The sequence below is a fragment of the Protofrankia symbiont of Coriaria ruscifolia genome, from assembly GCF_900634745.1.
Taxonomy (GTDB): Bacteria; Actinomycetota; Actinomycetes; order Frankiales; family Frankiaceae; genus Protofrankia; species Protofrankia californiensis.
The window spans coordinates 33,145-49,745 of the sequence record NZ_CAAAFR010000162.1; the positions used below are offsets into that span (position 1 = coordinate 33,145).

At 70.2% G+C, this 16,601-nt stretch carries 11 protein-coding genes and 3 pseudogenes; 12 read left to right on the plus strand and 2 right to left on the minus strand.

Translation table 11 applies throughout. From position 1 onward, the window contains the following. Window positions 1–519: 519 nt before the first annotated feature. Window positions 520–1,425, plus strand: a complete 906-nt coding sequence (locus CV1CTNOD_RS17960) for a TauD/TfdA dioxygenase family protein (RefSeq protein WP_131787188.1) — start codon at window positions 520–522, stop codon at window positions 1,423–1,425. Between the two features lie 237 nt (window positions 1,426–1,662). On the opposite strand, the gene CV1CTNOD_RS17965 is transcribed toward CV1CTNOD_RS17960, so the two are convergent. After that, entirely contained in the window at window positions 1,663–2,439 is a 777-nt protein-coding gene (locus tag CV1CTNOD_RS17965) for an SDR family NAD(P)-dependent oxidoreductase (RefSeq protein ID WP_131787189.1), read from the minus strand. 1,009 nt (window positions 2,440–3,448) lie between these two features. Here CV1CTNOD_RS17965 and CV1CTNOD_RS17970 point away from each other — a divergent pair. The 7 genes from CV1CTNOD_RS17970 to CV1CTNOD_RS18005 all read left to right on the plus strand — a co-directional run bounded on the left by CV1CTNOD_RS17970 (window position 3,449) and on the right by CV1CTNOD_RS18005 (window position 11,215). Beyond that, a complete protein-coding gene (locus tag CV1CTNOD_RS17970) occupies window positions 3,449–4,981 on the plus strand; it encodes an ABC transporter substrate-binding protein (protein WP_131787190.1) in 1,533 nt (510 codons plus the stop codon). 52 nt (window positions 4,982–5,033) lie between these two features. After that, window positions 5,034–5,999, plus strand: a complete 966-nt coding sequence (locus CV1CTNOD_RS17975) for an ABC transporter permease (RefSeq protein WP_131787191.1) — start codon at window positions 5,034–5,036, stop codon at window positions 5,997–5,999. Next, window positions 5,996–6,943, plus strand: a complete 948-nt coding sequence (locus CV1CTNOD_RS17980; protein WP_131787192.1) for an ABC transporter permease — start codon at window positions 5,996–5,998, stop codon at window positions 6,941–6,943. Before CV1CTNOD_RS17975 ends, CV1CTNOD_RS17980 begins: the two co-directional genes overlap by 4 nt. Continuing rightward, window positions 6,940–7,938, plus strand: a complete 999-nt coding sequence (locus CV1CTNOD_RS17985) for an ATP-binding cassette domain-containing protein (RefSeq protein WP_242606792.1) — start codon at window positions 6,940–6,942, stop codon at window positions 7,936–7,938. Before CV1CTNOD_RS17980 ends, CV1CTNOD_RS17985 begins: the two co-directional genes overlap by 4 nt. After that, a complete protein-coding gene (locus tag CV1CTNOD_RS17995; protein ID WP_131787193.1) occupies window positions 7,935–8,723 on the plus strand; it encodes an ABC transporter ATP-binding protein in 789 nt (262 codons plus the stop codon). The genes CV1CTNOD_RS17985 and CV1CTNOD_RS17995 overlap by 4 nt, the downstream gene beginning before the upstream one ends. 95 nt (window positions 8,724–8,818) lie before the next feature. Further along, complete coding sequence (locus tag CV1CTNOD_RS18000) at window positions 8,819–10,036, plus strand: LLM class flavin-dependent oxidoreductase (RefSeq protein ID WP_131787194.1); 1,218 nt, start codon at window positions 8,819–8,821, stop codon at window positions 10,034–10,036. 261 nt (window positions 10,037–10,297) lie between these two features. Beyond that, the gene (locus tag CV1CTNOD_RS18005; protein ID WP_131787195.1) at window positions 10,298–11,215 is read left to right on the plus strand and encodes an NADP-dependent oxidoreductase; all 918 of its coding nucleotides are present in this window, start codon (window positions 10,298–10,300) and stop codon (window positions 11,213–11,215) included. Window positions 11,216–11,317: 102 nt separating this feature from the next. Here the strand turns inward: CV1CTNOD_RS18005 and CV1CTNOD_RS18010 are convergent. After that, window positions 11,318–12,173: pseudogene (locus CV1CTNOD_RS18010) on the minus strand (IS5 family transposase). On the opposite strand from CV1CTNOD_RS18010, the pseudogene CV1CTNOD_RS26915 reads away from it, so the two are divergent. The 4 genes and pseudogenes from CV1CTNOD_RS26915 to CV1CTNOD_RS18035 form a co-directional block, all read left to right on the plus strand. Beyond that, window positions 12,148–12,327: pseudogene (locus CV1CTNOD_RS26915) on the plus strand (IS982 family transposase); the annotation flags it as partial. The pseudogenes CV1CTNOD_RS18010 and CV1CTNOD_RS26915 overlap by 26 nt on opposite strands. Window positions 12,328–13,619: 1,292 nt before the next feature. Then, on the plus strand, window positions 13,620–14,246 hold the full coding sequence (locus tag CV1CTNOD_RS26925; protein ID WP_242606793.1) for an SDR family NAD(P)-dependent oxidoreductase: 627 nt from the start codon (window positions 13,620–13,622) through the stop codon (window positions 14,244–14,246). Window positions 14,247–14,378: 132 nt separating this feature from the next. Further along, window positions 14,379–14,603, plus strand: a pseudogene (locus tag CV1CTNOD_RS27935) (SAM-dependent methyltransferase); the annotation flags it as partial. A gap of 192 nt (window positions 14,604–14,795) precedes the next feature. After that, window positions 14,796–15,848, plus strand: a complete 1,053-nt coding sequence (locus tag CV1CTNOD_RS18035; RefSeq protein WP_207386527.1) for a class I SAM-dependent methyltransferase — start codon at window positions 14,796–14,798, stop codon at window positions 15,846–15,848. Window positions 15,849–16,601: the final 753 nt, after the last annotated feature.

The following is a 16,601-nucleotide window of genomic DNA, read 5'->3' on the forward strand; positions in this document are numbered from 1 at the left end:
GGCAGCGCGATCATGGTTTTCTCGCGCTGCCGGAGGCCCAGGTCCCCGGGTCACCGGGTCACCGGGTCACCGGACGGCCGGTACCGGCTCCTGCGGCGCTGTCCGCCGCGGCGCATCCGCTGCCTGGCGCAGCGACCCCTGCCCCAGGCAGCGGATGCCGGTCGACCACCATGGCTCTCACCCGGGACGCGCCACCAGGCCGGCGAAGACCCGATCATCGGACTCGATCCGAGATTCTGTAACTCGTCCCACCGGTGTTGCGGCTCGTCCCACCGGGCTGTGGCTCATCGTGCCCGCATTGTCTGTCGATACGGACGTCGTCCAATTATTTTCACCGGAGCGCTAAATATTGACCCGATCCGCGGCAAACATGACCATGGCGTCATGAGCCGACGGGAAACCGTCAGCGCCGGTCACCGGACAGTTCTTCCCGGTCAACCGATCAGAAAGCCAAAGGCGGCGCGACCATGCTTCTTCCGCGCCGCCAAAGGCCCACGCCCCGGATCACTAAGGAGCGACATGGCCGTCGTCAGTACGGATCTCGACATCCGCAAGGTAACCGGGCGGATCGGCGCCGAGGTGGTCGGCGTGGACCTTCGCGACGAGCTCGACGACGACACCGTCGCGTCGATCCGGGCCGCGCTCGTCGAACACAAGGCGCTGTTCTTCCGCGGGCAGGAACTCGACGACCAGAGGCAGCAGCGCTTCGCCGCCCGCTTCGGCGAGCTCACCACGGCGCACCCCACCGTCCCGTCCCTGGCCGGCAGCCCGAACGTGCTGCGGGTGGACTCGACCGAGGGCAGGGCCAACAACTGGCACACCGACGTCACGTTCGTCGTCAGTCCGCCGGCCGCGAGCACCCTGCGCAGCATCGTGATCCCCCCGTTCGGCGGGGACACCCTCATCGCCAACGCCGCGACCGCCTATCAGGACCTCCCGGGCGACCTGCGTGAACTGGCCGACCGGATCTGGGCGGAGCACACCAACGACTACGACTACGCGATACCGCCGGCCGAGACAACGCAGACGAAGGCGTACCGCGAGATCTTCGTCTCCCGGAAGTACCGGACCGCCCACCCTGTGGTCCGCGTCCACCCCGAGACGGGCGAACGGGGCCTGTTCATCGGCGGGTTCGCACAGCGCATCGTCGGCCTGTCCGTGACCGAGTCGCGCGACATTCTCCGCCTGTTGCAGACCTATATCACCCGGCCGGAGAACACCGTCCGGTGGCGGTGGGCCCCCGGCGACCTCGCCTTCTTCGACAATCGCATCACCCAGCACTACGGCGTCGACGACTACGGCGACCTCCCACGGCTGCTACACCGGGTCACCGTCGCCGGCGGCGTACCGGTCGGGGTGGACGGCCGGCGCAGCCACGCCATCGAGGGCGACGACGCCTCCCACTACACCCCGATCGCCGCATAGCCCCGGCCGCACAAGCGCGGCGCCGCCGTGGCCGGCAGCGTGGCCACAGCGGCGCCGACCACAGATGCTGCGCAGAGTATGGACACAGCCAGCGACATCCGCGTCCGCCGGCCCGCGCCGGCCCGGCACCCGGAGGACTGATGGCCCAGCCCGGCGCCCAGACGGGCGGATGACCCGGCCTCGGTAGCCGGACTGGTGGATGGCCGGGAGACGATCCGCTGGACCAGCCGGACGGGATCAGTAGTAGATCGGCCCGCGGCTCCCGCCGCCGCAGGCGATCGTCTCGCCCGTGATCGACACGCTCAGCGGGGACGCGAGGAACGTCACCAGCGTGGCCACCTCCTCGGCGGTGATCACCCGACCGATCGTCAGCGTCGCGGTGATGGCGTCCAGCCGGCCGGGCTCGTTGCCGACCAGGTCGGCGAACCGTTCGGTGACGGTGGGGCCGGGGTGAACGGCGACGACGTTGATCCCGTGCGGACCGAGCTCGTCCGCGAGGTTCTTGGTGAGCGCGGTGACGCTGGCGTTGCGGATGGACGCGGCCACCCGCCCGGTCGAACGGGCCGCGAGACCGCCGATGTTGATGATGCGGCCCCAGCCGGCCCGGACGAGATGCGGTGCGACCGCCTGGGCGGTGCGCAGATAACCGATGACCTTCACGTCGATGTCGTCGGCGAGATCGACGGTGTCCAGCTCGGGGAATCCACCGGGACCGCCGGCGCCGCCCGGCTGGGCGGCGTTGTTGACCAGGATGTCGACCCCGCCGAACTCCGCGACCGTCCGCTCGGCCAGCCGCGCCACGGCAGCCCCGTCGCGGGTGTCGGCGACGACCGGCAGCACGGTGCCGCCGGTCTCGGCCTCGAGCTGCTTGACGGCCACCTCCAGGGTGTCGACGTCACGCGCGGCAATCGCGACCTTGACCCCCTCGGCGGCCAGCGACCTCGCGATGGCCCGGCCGATGCCGCGACTACCGCCGGTCACGATCGCCCGCCGCCCGTCCAGCTGTAGATCCACGTGTCGCTCCGTCAGCTCTCGATGAATCTCGGTTCTCGGTGTTCTCGATGGATGTTGAGCGCCAGGACGGCACTGGGCCGCCCAAGTCGACGATCTTCTGGGGGTCGCGGTCACGCTCACGCGGCCGACCATCGCCCGACGCCCGGCGACACGTACGGTGCGGGCGAAAATCCAGCGGTGATCGGCGTCCGGCAAAGCCGGGATGAAACGGCGCAGTCAGGCAGGCGGACGTTGTCAGCTGGGCGAACAGAGCACGCTCGCCACCCCGCTGACGTGGACGTGGACGTGGACGCGGAAAGCCGGATAACGGCAAACCAGGTGGTAGGTATGCCGGCTCATGCAGGCGACATTAGGTACACCCACAAGGCTTGTCAACCGAGCCGGTGGAAAAGGGAAACTGGCAGGTCGGGCCGGGAGGACGCGCTGAAGCGCCTTTCGCGGGGAGCCCGACTTGCCGGTCCTGACTTGGCGGGCCCGGTTCGGCGGACCCGCGGCGGCCCCGGTTCGGCGGACCCGCTCGGCTCTGGAACACCCACGTCGGTTCTGGACCAAAGGCCACCGTGGAGTTACATTCAGGCTGTGCGCACAGGGCGTCGACTGCCAGCGGTGATTCTCGACCCGTTCTGGATCTCCCGTCGTGCGCACCACTTCGACCAGATCTGTTACTGATCCTGAAAATCCGGTGAGCGCGCCGGTATCACGGCGGCTACCCGCCGGGACGGTTTCACGTCGACGGTCGCCGGGCCGGTATCCATATCCGTTACCGGCGACGGCTCGCGAACCCAGGTCCGGCCGGCGCGGCGGTGGTCCTCCCGCACGGTGAGGCAGCCGACCTCGCGCCAGCCGACCCGCACCCGATCCGCTGACATCCGACCCGGTCACAGCCCGCAACTACAGCCACCAACGTCCGCCCTGTCGCACCGGCTCCGGGCGACGCTGAGCGGCCCCGGCGGTGTTGCCGGCTGTGGCCTGTGGCTGTGGCCGAAGGCTTTCCAGGAGAAGGCAGTTGATGAAGATCAGATCGCTCACCGGCGCGGTGGCCCTGGCGGGAATGGTGCTCACAGCCTGCGGTTCGGGCGGTTCCGGCGGCACGGCAGCGAACGCGGCGGGTGGCACGGCCGGCGCGGCCGGCAAGGCCAACCCGGACGCCACCGTGACCATCGGACTCGTTCTCGAGCCGGGCAGCCTCGACATCACCAAGGCCTCCGGCGCCGCCATCGGCCAGGTCCTGCTCAACAACGTCTACCAGGGGCTGCTCCAGCGGGACGACAAGGGCGCCGTCACCCCGGCGCTGGCCACGTCCTACCAGGTCTCCCACGACGGGAAGACCTACACCTTCACCCTGCGCGACAACGTGACCTTCCAGGACGGTTCGCCGCTGCGCGCCGCCGACGTGGTGGCGTCCCTGAACAAGGTCATCGCGCCGGGATCGGTGAATCCCAACGCCTCCGACCTAGCCTCGGTGGCCTCGGTGGCCGCACCCGACGCGAAAACCGTCGTGCTCACCCTGAAGGAGCGCGACACCAACCTGACTTACCGTCTCACCGGAGCCGCCGGCGCCGTCATCCGGGAGGGCGCCACCGACCTGGACACCAGACCGGTCGGCACCGGCCCGTTCCGGTTCGACAGCTGGCGGCGCGGCGACAGCATCACGCTCGTCCGCAACGACCAGTACTGGGGGACGAAGGCCGGTGTCACCAAGGTCGTCTTCCGCTACATCACCGACCCGAACGCGCAGAACAACGCGGTGAAGACCGGGCAGGTCGACATCGGCACCATCGCCGAGAGCGAGCTGGTCAACTCCTACCAGGGCAACCCGAACTTCGTCGTCGTCACGGGCACCAGCACCGACAAGTTCATCCTCGGGGTCAACCATGCGCGCACACCGCTGTCCGACGCCCGGGTCCGGCACGCGATCCGGCAGGGCATCAACAAGGACGGTCTGATCAAGATACTCGGTGGCGGTACCCGGATCGGCAGCTCCGTCCCACCGTTGGACCCCTGGTACGAGGACCTCACCGGAATCGACAGGTACGACCCGGCGAACGCCCGGAAGCTGCTCGCCGACGCCGGCTACGCCGGCGGGCTGAACCTCACCCTGACGGTTGCGAACATCTACCCGCCGAGCGTCTCCGAATACGTCCGCTCCCAGCTTCAGGACGTCGGGATCACCGTGAAGATAACCAGTGTCGAGTTCCCCACCTGGCTCACCCAGGTGTACAAGAACGCCGACTACGACCTGAGCATCGTCGACCACGCCGAACCACGAGATCTGGGTAACTACGCGAAGCCGGGCTACTACTGGCGTTACGACAGCCCGGCGGCCCAGCAGGACTATCGAGCCGCGGTGACGGCGTCCTCCGACGCCGAGCGTGACCAGAACCTGCGCAAGCTCGCCCGGCAGATCTCCGAGGACGCGGCCAGCGACTGGTTGCTCCTCGGCCCGGCCCGGCAGGTCGCCCGGGTCGGCGTCACCGGGTTCCCGACCAACAACCTGTCGTCCCTCTACGACGCTTCGAAGATCGAGGCCAGGAAGTCTTGACCCCGCCGCCCGCCGTCGTGTTCGGCGCACCGCCGGTGCGGGGGGCGGGAACATGGCGATGATCCTGCTGCGGCGCCTCGTTCTCCTGGCCCTGTCGCTGGTTGTCGCGAGCCTGCTCGTCTTCCTGCTGCTGCGGCTGCTGCCCGGCAACGTGGCCGACGTGATCGCGGGGACCACGGCCACCCCGGACCAGGTTGCCAGGATCAGCCATCAGCTCGGCACCGACCGGCCGCTGGCCGCCCAGTACGCCAGCTGGGTCGGCGGTGTCCTCACCGGTGACTTCGGCGTCTCGGCGGTGAACGGGGTGTCGGTGTCAGCGGAACTCGGCGAGAAGCTGACGGTGACCGCGCCGCTGGTGGCCGGCGCGACCATCCTGGCCGTCGCGGTCGCGCTGCCGCTGGGGATCATCGCGGCGGCCCGCCACCGGCAGGCCGGCGGACTGGCCCTGTCCGTACTCGGCCAGCTCGGCATAGCGGTACCCAGCTTCTGGGTGGGGCTGATGCTCACCTCCCTGTTCGCGGTCGAGTGGGGCGTGCTGCCCGCCGGCGGCTTCCCGACGGACGGCTGGGACGATCCGGCGGCGGCCGTCCGCAGCCTGGTGCTGCCCGTGGTCACATTGGCGCTGGTGGAGGGCGCGGTGCTGATGCGGTTCACCCGGTCGGCGACGCTGGAGGTGCTGCACGCGGACTTCATCCGCACCGCCCGGGCGAAGGGGCTGACCCGCGGCCGGGCGTTGCTGCGGCACGGGGTCCGCAACGCGGCCCTGCCGGTCCTGTCCGTGCTGGGCCTGGAGTTCGCGACCCTGCTCGCCGGTACGGTCGTGATCGAGAACGTGTTCGCGCTGCCCGGCGTCGGGCAGATGCTGGTCGTCGACATCGGCAACCGCGATCTGGTCAAGGTCCAGGGCACGGTCCTGCTGATCACCGCTGTCGTGCTGGCCATCGGCTTCCTCGTCGACGTCGGCCATCGGCTGCTGGACCCGAGGCTGCTGGACCCGAGACTGCGAGGCCTTCGATGACGGCTCTGCTGCGCAGCCGTCCGGGCCGGTTCGGCGCCGCCCTGTCCTCGATCGTCGTCGCCGCCGCGGCGGTGTCCCTGGTCTGGACGCCGTACGACCCGACCCGGGTGGATCCGGACGCGTCCTGGCTGCCGATCAGCGGGCAGCACTGGTTCGGCACCGACAAGCTCGGCCGGGACCTGTTCAGTCAGATCCTGGTCGGAGCCCGGGTCACGGTGTTCGCCGCGGTGGCGGCCACGGCCGTCGCCGCGGTACTGGGGGTGGGGCTGGCGCTGCTCGCCACCGTCACACCGCGGCTGGTCGGCGAGTCCTTCGCCCACCTGGTCGACATCCTGGTCGCCTTCCCGACCCTGCTGCTCGCGATGGTGCTCGCCGCCGTGTTCGGCGGTTCGACCTGGATCGCTGTCACCGCGATAGGCGTCGGGACCGGCGTCCAGGTCGGCCGGGTGACACGGGGGGAGATCGCCTGGGTGCTGGCGTCCGACTACGTCCTGGCCGCGCATGCGGCCGGCGCCGGCACCAGGCGGATCATCCGGCGGCACATCCTGCCGAACATCACGCCCACCCTGTACGTCCAGCTGTCCCTGGCGCTCGGGATCGCCGTGCTCGCCGAATCGGCACTGTCGTACCTGGGCCTGGGAACCCCGCCGCCGACGCCGTCGTGGGGCCGGATGCTGCAGGAGCTGCAGCCGTACATCACGCTGCGGCCGCTGGTGCTGCTCTGGCCGGGTCTCGCCGTGGTGCTGACGGTGCTCGGGTTCAACCTGCTCGGCGACGGGATCCGCGAGGCGACCGATCCGCGGCTGTCGGGCGGCCGGGCAGCGCCGGGAGGCTCACGGAAAGGTTCCCGGGGAGCCCGGCCGGCGGCACCGGACGGCGATCCGGCCACCACGCCGTCCGCCGCGAGCTGGTCGCAGCCCGATGCCGCGGGGACGCCACGGTGAGCGCGCCGACACCACCGTTGACACCAGCGCCGGGCGGACCGCCGTCCAGGCTTCTCGAGGTCACCGAGCTCAACGTCCGCTTCGGCGACACCGTGGTCGTCGAGCGGGTCGGCTTCGGCCTCGACGCCGGCGGGCGGCTCGGCCTCATCGGCGAGTCCGGGTCCGGCAAATCGATCACTGCGCTGGCCGTCCTCGGGCTGCTGCCCGACGGCGCGACCGCCAGCGGAAGCATCCGCTTCGACGGGCAGGAGCTGCTCGGCCGGTCCGACCGGGAGTTGTCCCGCATCCGCGGCGACAAGATTGCCATGGTCTTCCAGGAGCCGCTCACCGCGCTGAATCCACTGTGGCGGGTGGGCCGCCAGATCGGCGAGCCGCTGCGCCTGCACCGCGGGCTGTCCCGCCGGGCGGCGGGCGCGGCCGCGGTCGAGCTCGCCGCGAAGGTCGGGCTGCCCGACCCGGAAAGGCTCGTCCGCGCATATCCGCACCAACTCTCCGGCGGTCAACGCCAGCGGGTCGGCATCGCCATCGCGCTCGCCTGCCGTCCCGCGCTTCTCATCGCGGACGAGCCGACCACCGCGCTCGACGTCAGCGTCCAGGCGGACGTGCTGGCCCTGCTCGACCGGCTTGTCGACGAGGCCGGCACCGCCCTGCTGTACATCACCCACGACCTCGCGGTGGTGGCCTCGGTCGCCCGAAAGCTCGCGGTCATGCACGGCGGGCGGCTGGTGGAGACCGGGCCGACCGGGGCCGTCCTGCGGGATCCGCAGCATCCCTATACCCGGCGGCTGCTGGCGGCGGCGCGCCGCACGAGCTGGACCGGCCCCGCGGCCGACCCCGCCGCCGATCCCACAGCTGACCCGGCAGCTGATCCGGCAGCTGATCCCACCAGCGACCCGGCTACCGACCCCGCAGCCAGCCCGGCTCCCGGCCCCGCGGGCGGTCCGGCCGGGCCCGCGGGCGGACGGCCGGACCGGATGTCGAAGGCGGGCACATGACGCTGTTCGAGGCCAGCGGACTGACCCGCGGCTACCGGCTGCCGCGCACGTCGCTGTTCGGCCCTGCCGGGGTCCGGCACGCCGTCCACAACGTCGATCTTTCCCTGCCCGACGGTCACAACCTCGGCATCGTCGGTGAGTCCGGGTCAGGCAAGTCGACCCTGGTACGGCTGCTGCTCGGGCTGGACCGTCCGGACGCGGGGACGGTGCACTACCGGGGCCGGCAGGTCCGGCCCGGACGCCCCCGCGACCTGCGCTGGCTGCGCCGCGAGGTGCAGGTCGTCCTGCAGGATCCGCTCAGCTCGCTGAACCCCCGGATGCCCGTCGGCGCGATCGTCGCCGAACCGCTGGAATGCCTCGGCGTCGACGGCGACCACCACGCCCGCGCCGACGAGGTGCTGCACGCGGTCGGCCTCGACCCGGACGTCCGCACGCGCTACCCGCACGAGTTCTCCGGCGGGCAGCGGCAGCGCATCGCCATCGCCCGGGCGCTCGCGCCCCGCCCGCGGGTGCTGGTCGGCGACGAACCGGTGAGCGCGCTGGACGTGTCGGTCCGGGCGCAGATCCTGGACCTGCTGCAGGAGCTCGCCACGAGCTACCGGCTCAGCCTGGTCGTCGTCTCCCACGACATCGGCGTCGTCGCCCGGCTGTGCGACCAGGTGATCGTCATGCACGGCGGCGAGGTGGTGGAGCGGGGCGCCACCGAGACGGTGCTGTCCGGGCCGGCCCATGCCTACACCCGGACGCTGGTGGCGGCGGTACCACGGCTGCCGCCGACCGGGTAAGCCGCAGGCCCGGCAAACCGGAAAGCCAGGAAAGACGGGCAAACCCAGAAAACCGGTAACCCGGTAACCCTGAAAACCTGGCAAGGAGGATGCGGATGACGACAGGCCCGGCTGACGGCCACCCGTTCAAGGACGACCGTCCGTCCAGGGAGGACCGCCCGTTCAAGCTGGGCTTTCTGACCCACGTGTTCGGCCGGGAGGAGCCGGCGGAGCTGTTGCGCCGGCTCGTGGAGCTGTTCGTCGCGGGCGAGGAGCTCGGGTTCGACGGTGGCTGGATCTCCCAGCACCATTTCTCCCCCCGGTACGGCCGGCTGCCTTCACCGCTGGTGCTGCTCGCCGCAGCCGCGCAGGCGACCCGGCGGATCGAGCTCGGCACAGCGGTGGTGGTGCTGCCGCTGGAGAACCCGATCAGGGTCGCCGAGGACGCGGCCGTCGTCGACGCTCTCAGCGGCGGACGGCTGCAGCTCGGGTTGGGAACGGGCGGGCCGAGCTCACCGGCCTTCGCCGCCTTCGGCCGGGACGCCGACGCGCGCCGGGAGTCGTTCACGCAGGCCATCGGCCTGCTGCGGGACCTGCTGCGCGGCGGCGACGTCCCGGGCACCGACGGGTTGCGGCTGCAGCCGCCGGCTCCGGCGCTGGCCAGCCGACTGTGGGACTCCACCTCCAACGCCGCGGGCGCGGCGGCCGCGGCGCTCGCCGGGGACGGGTTGCTGCTCGGTGTCGGGCCCGCCGGGTCGGCGCAGCGTCCACTGGCCGACATGTACCTGCGCGCACACGCCGCGGCCCACTCGGCCGCGACCACCAAGTCGGACGATACGGCCTTCTCGGCCGAGACGGCTCACCCGGGCAACCGTCCGGCGGCCCGGATCGCCGTCGCGCACGGTGTGTTCCCCGGGCCCGGCCGGCTCACCGCGCAGCGGGACCTGGCTGCCGACATCGCCTGCTACCGGCCGTATCTGGCCCACTTCGGGCTGCCCGACACCGCCGACGACGCCGCCGTGCTCGACGCCATGAACGTCCACCACGGCCCGGTCGACATGATCGTCGAGAGCCTCACGGCGAACCCGGTGGGACCGGGGTTCGCGTCCTACTTCATCGCCGCCGTCCAGGGTGAGGCCGGCGAGGCGGCGAGCTTCGACGCGACGCTGCGGCGCATGGAGCTCATCGCAACCGAGATCGCCCCGGCGCTGGGATGGCGGCCGGCGACCGCCGAACCGGTCCGGGCCGGTGTGGACGGACGCCCGGCCGAGCACGTGGGATCCGCCGATGGGATCCGCAGACAGTCATCGGGACCTGGAACGCCGGTCAAGTGACGCAGATCCATTCCAAAATGGATCAAGAATTCATGATCGAAAATCGTTGAACCACGAAAGTGAGGGAATAGACGGTCGTGATAGCAGCCGTTTTCACACTCACTTTCCTGATTGAAACAGGACGTGTGGCTCCCTGGCCGGTGCTCCAGTCGACCTGTCCGCGGGCGCGGGCGCAGCCAGGCGTGCTGACCTGTTGGGTCGAGCCGCAACGGGGAAAGAACCAAGGAGGGGCGGGGAGAGAACACGACGAAGGAGTTGGCGATGCCGCGGGCTGTCCGGTTCGACGGGTACGGCGGGGTAGAGACGCTGCGGGTGGTGGATGTGCCGCGGCCGGCGCCCGGGGCGGGTGAGGTTCTCGTCCGGGTGAAGGCCGCTGGGATCAATCCCGGTGAGGCGAAGATCCGCGAGGGGCTGCTGCACGACCGGTGGCCGGCCGTGTTCCCCTCGGGTCAGGGCAGTGATCTGGCCGGAGTCGTCGAGGAGACGGGTCCGCAGGTGGCCGGCTTCTCCGTCGGGGACGAGGTCCTGGGGTTCACGAACCGGCGCGCCAGCCACGCCGAGTACGTGGTCGTGGCGGCGGACAACCTGACGGCGAAGCCGGAGAAGGTCTCCTGGGAGGTCGCGGGATCACTGTTCGTGGCCGGGACAACGGCCTATGCCGCGGTGCGCGCGGTCTCGTCGCGCCAGGGTGACACGGTGGTCGTCGCCGGCGCCGCGGGCGGGGTGGGGTCGATCGCCGTGCAGCTGGCCAGGCTCGCCGGCGAGCGCGTGATCGGAATCGCCGGGCCGGCCAACCATACCTGGCTCGCCGACCACGGAGTGAGCCCGATCTCCTACGGGGACGGGGTCGCCGACCGCATCCGGCAGGAGGCGAGCCGTGTCGACGCCTTCATCGACACGTTCGGCCAGGGCTACGTGGACCTGGCGCTCGAGCTCGGGGTGGCTCCCACCCGGATCGACACCATCGTCGACTTCGACGCGGTCAGCCGGCACGGGGTGAAGGCGGACGGCAGCGCGGCGGCGGCCACTGCCGGCGTCCTCGCCGAGCTGGCGCAGCTGGTGGCCGACGGCCGCCTGGATATCCCGATCGCCGGGACCTATCCCCTGGCCGAGGTCCAGGACGCCTTCCGCGAACTCGAACGCGGCCACGTCCGAGGCAAGATCGTGCTCGTGCCCTGACAACCGTTCCCATGACTTCCGCGCACGTGACTTCCGCAAGGTGCTGCGCGCTACTCTCCTCAGTCTCTGATTCCTGACGAGTAAGAGCGACCGGCAATAGGCTCACTTGAGCCGGCGGGTGGTGGGTCGGCTGGCCCAGCGGTACCTCGCCCGCGCCTCCTGGATCAGACGACGGACAGTGAGGAACGCCGCCGCCAGGTACAGGTAGAAATCGACTACCTTGCCGTTCTTCTCGGTGCAGCGGCGCTGCTTGCCAAAGCCGTTCATCCACGCGTGGGTGCGCTCCCCGACCCAGCGCCCGCCGAACTGGACCGGGTCCGCTCCCCCTTCAGGACGATCTCACCGGCCAGGCCGTGGGCGGCGAGCACGTCGCGGGAAGGTTGGCCGTCGTAGCCGGAGTCCAGGTGCACGATGGCGCCCTCGGGCAGGCCGCCTGTCTGCTGTTCCATCTGGGTGAGGGTGGGGTCGAGCAGGGGGCGTCGTGCCGGTTGGCCCCCGCCGAGACCAGCCCGAGCGGCACGCCGGCGCCGTCGGTGCCAGCCGAGCGCTTCAGGCCGCCCGTGCGCCGGTCGACCGGGGACGGGCCGGCTTTCTCGCCGCCGCAGGGGGCCTTGGTGGTGCAGCCGTCGCCGGTGAGGCCGTCGAGGTCGAGGCCGATCATCGTGTCGTAGGCGGCCAGGGTGGCTGCGTGCAGGCCCTCGGCCAGCCCGGCCTCGGCCCAGTCGGCCAGGCGGCGGCGGATGGTGCGGTCCGAGTAGCCGGGGGTGGCGATGCGCTCGTAGCCCGAGCCGTGCACGAGTGCGTCCGCCATGTGCTCGAAGACGACCCGGTCGGGGACGCGGCAGCGGTGGCAGCCCCACGGGTGGGCGGGGTCGAACTCGGGCGGCGGCCCGCTGGTGTGCTCGGCCAGCAGGGCCTCGAACTCGCTCCAGATCGGGTCGGTCAACCAGACGCTCAAGGGGCAGCTTGACCTGGAACGACACGGCGGGCGGACCTTCGAGGGTGTGGCGATCCGGGTCGCCCAGCGCATCCTGGCGATGGCCGCAGCGATCTGGCACAACAACAAGATCGGCGCACCGGTCACCCGATCATTGATCGCTTACAACCACTGAGCACATAGGACTTACTCGTCTATGGTGGGAGACCTCAGTGAGCGGGTGCGAGGATCCGGGATGGCGACGCGCTGGAGTGACTTCGAGGCGGCCGAACCGGAGCTCGCCGGGATCTACGGGAGCGGTTCGGCAGGTACCGGCACCACGTCCTGGCCACGCTGCGGACGGACGGTTCGCCGCAGGTGTGTGGCATCGGGGCGGACTTCCGCTTCGGTGAGTTGTGGCTTGGCAGTATGCTGGACGCGCAAGTCGCGGGACCTCGTGCGCGACGGGGGTTTCACCCTGCACGCGAACCCCGGTCCGGGAAGGTTGAGCGCCCTGCGCGACCCCAGGGGTGGCCTGATCTCGCCCGCCCGCAAATTCCAGGCGTCGCCTCGACGGCCACACGTCCGTCGAGCGCCTGAATACCCGTCCGGGATGCAACCTGGGTCCCGCCCCGGGTTGAGACCCTCCGCCTTTTCTTCCCGGGCGTTCGACGCGGCGCGCCGCGCGGACGGCCGGATTCCGTAATCCGCACCCACGTCCCGCCGCGTTTCGGTCAGGTAATAACACGATGACCGGCATATTGACGGCCACCTTCATGGCGGTGGGTAACAGCCACGAGATTTCAGCGAAACCGTCCGGGCCGCCTGCAGCTGTCTCCCCGCGGTAACGGACCCACCCGCGGATACCCACCCGCGGCATCCGTCACCGCAGATCAGGGTATGAACCCATGTATTGCGGCGACCTGGTACGGGCCTTGCACCTACCCGGGATCCGCGCGACCCCCGCAGCCTCCCCAGTATGGCGACCCTATGCTCCAGCGGCGGGGAACACGGGTATTCCGACCTATGGACATCCCGACCACCGTACCCCCGAACCGGCCTTTCGCAGCGCGATCGGCACATCGACGCCGTCCACGCCACCACCGTTGTGCGGATAGAATCTCCTGGACATCACGACGAATGCGAGATGTGCTGTGGCAAGCGAAAAGCGTCAACTTCCCATGAACGTCGAGGGGCTATTCTTCGTCGACTCGGAGTGCACTGACCGTGAAAACTGCCAGGGTATCGCGGGCGTTGCGCGGGTTCCGGGCGTCGCCCAAAGCACCCGACTACGGGTCCGGGAGGCTGCCGCGCAGCCGCGGTATGTGGCGTCGCCGCTGGCGTCCCGGCTTGCCAGCGGGCGCGGAGTGGTCGTGCCCCGTATATGACCAGGTGGTTCTTCGCCCAGGTCGTCAGCGGGGCCGAGGCGGTACTGCGGGCAGCCGGGCTGGACCTGCTGCTGTACAACCTCGGCGACGACGCGGGCCGGTGCGCTTCTTCGACCCGCTGCCGCTGCGCAAGCGGGTCGATGCGGTCACACTCAGCATCCAGACGGTCGCGCCCGCGTGCGGGCCGCAGGCGGCGGCGATCAACCTGGCGCGGTCGGCCACGATCGACTACGGCTACCAGAATATCCGGATCAACGCGATCGCACCGGGCATCACCGACACGCCGCGCACTGCGCCGGTGCGGCAGGATCCCCGGCCGGATGCCAACATCCGCCGGCGCATCCCGCTCGGCCGGTGGGGCGACTCGCACGAGCAGGCCAAGGTGATCTGGTTCCTCGCGACCCCGGAATCCTTCTACATCACCGGCGCCGTGATCCCGAACGACGGCGGGCTGAGCGCGAGCAACGGCTTCCTGCTGGCGCCCACCTATGACGGCGAACCGATGCGGACCCACTCCCCGCGGGCATCCCCTGAAGGCTGCGAGACGCCAGGCGCACCGACCTGGATGCAGCAACGGCAAAACATGTCCTCGACCGAAAGGCCACCCGTGACCAGCACGACCGACATCGACGTCCACCCAGCCGGACGTCGAGGCGAACAAGACCGTTGCCCGCCGCCTCCTACGAGAAGGTCATCAACTCCGGCCGGCTCGACCTGCTGCGACTGAACGGTCGGCGGCGCACACGGCGGCACCGGCCGCGCAACAATCCGATCGGCGTGTCGACAACAACGAACACCAGCATAGGAGCACAAGATGGGGATCGACGAAGCGAAGCTGGCCGAGCTTCGGCACCGGTTCATGGGTGACCTCGGCGCCACGCTTGCGGCCGGCTGCGTGGTCGTGGGGGACCGGCTGGGCCTGTACCGCGCGCTGGCGGGCAGGCCGCAACGCCCGCAGGAACTGGCCGACCGTACCGGGACCGCCGCGCGGTACGTCGAGGAATGGCTGCGTTCACAGGCCGCGGGCAGCTATGTGGAGTACAACCCGACCGCCGGCACGTACTCGTTGACCGAGGAGCAGGCGCTCGCGCTCACCAACCCGGACGTGCTGGGTGCGTTCCAGTCGGCGTTGGCCATGCTGCGCGCGGCGCCCGAGATCACGCGGGCCTTCCGGACCAGTGAGGGGTTCACCGGCTGCGAGCAGTTCTTCCGCTCCGGCTACAACGCCAACCTGCTGCCTACCTGGATTGCGGCCCTGGACGGCGTTGAGGTGTCGATCGACAAAGCGAAGCTGGGCGAGCTTCGGCACCGGTTCGTGGGTGACCTCGGTGCCACGCGTGCGGCCCTCGGCGTGGTCCTGGGAGACCAGCTGGGCCTGTACCGCGCGCTGGCGGACAGGCCACAGCGCACGCAGGAACTGGCCGACCGTACCGGGACCACCGCGCGGTTCCTCGAGGAGGAATGGCTGCGTTCACAGGCCGCAGGCGGCTATGTGGAGCACGACCCGACCGCCGGCACGTACTCGTTGACCGAGGAGCAGGCGCTCATACTCACCAACCCGGACGGACCGGTCTCCGCGCCGGGCGCGTTCCAGTTGGCGTTGGGCGTGCTGCGCGCGGTGCCCGAGATCGCGCGGGTGTTCCGGACCGGTGAGGGGTTCGGCTGGCATCAGCACGACCCCGAGGTGTCCACCGGCTGCGAGCGGTTCTTCCGCCCCGGCTACAACGCCAACCTGCTGACCACCTGGATTCCGGCCCTGGACGGCGTTGAGGCGAAGCTGCGCACCGGCGCCCGGGTGGCCGACATCGGCTGCGGCCAAGGCACGTCCACGATACTGATGGCCAAGGCGTTCCCGCGTTCGCGGTTCGTCGGGTCCGACTACCACGAGGGCTCGATCGAGCGGGCTCGGCAGCGGGCCGACGCTGCCGAAGTGACCGGCCGGGTGAGCTTCGAGGTGGCGTCCGCGCAGGCGTTCGGCGGCGGCCCGTACGACCTGGTCACCACGTTCGACGCACTGCACGACATGGGGGACCCGCTCGGCGCGGCCCGCCACGTCCTCGAGTCGCTGGCCGACGACGGCACTTGGATGATCGTCGAGCCGTATGCCGGTGGCGCGGTGGTGGACAACCTGAATCCGGTCGGCCGGATCTACTACTCGCTCTCGATGATCCTGTGCGTTCCGGGCGCGCTGTCCCAGACCGGTGGCTACTCCCTCGGCGCACAGGCCGGGGAGGCACCCATCCACCGGCTGACCGCCGACGCCGGGTTCACCCGCTTCCGCCGGGTCGCCGAGACACCATTCAATATCGTTTACGAGGCACACCCGTGATCACTGCCCGCGTTCGTCACGGGCAAGGCATACTCGCTCGCGCCCCCGTACCCGATGGTCGCGACGTTACAAGCTATCTCGCACCGCTGGCCAACCTGCCGGCGATCGGCACCCCCGTCCGCTGCGGCACCCGCGTTACCGCGATCGGCCGGGTCAGAATCGCCGACAGCAATCCTCGCTCTTTCACCGCTGATCGTCGGGCGGTCGTATCTGAGTCTCAGAAGCAGGCAGGGTCAGGTCGCCCGGAGGAATCTCGCCCCGGGCTCCCGTAGAGTCGGGTAGGCCGCCGGCGAGGTACCGTGCTGGACGAACCGCTATGCGGTCGCTGCTGTGTTTCCTGCACGTCGAAGGGCTCGCGCTAGGCCCATTGACTGAGCCGTCCCGACGGTTAGAGCCCGGAAATAAATAAGTGGGATTCTTGCAGGCCCATGACCTGGGCAAATGATGCCAGATTGTTCTAGTTAATTAATTCCGGGCTCTTACCGGCTGGCGCCTGGCCGGGCTGCCGAGTGGTTCGCCAGCCAGCCAGGTGGATGCACGCAGGTGTATTGACGATCCGCGACTCGAAGTTCGGCAAGTCGCGGGAGGTTGTCATCCATCCCAGCACCGTCCGGGCGCTGCGCGGCTACGATCGCGACCGCAACCGGCTGTGTCCCACCCGACTACGTCGGCGTTCTTCGTCTCCACCGATCGCCGGATGGTGACGACTCCTCGAACCGACGACACTGCGAGCAAAGACCTGTAGATCGCCCG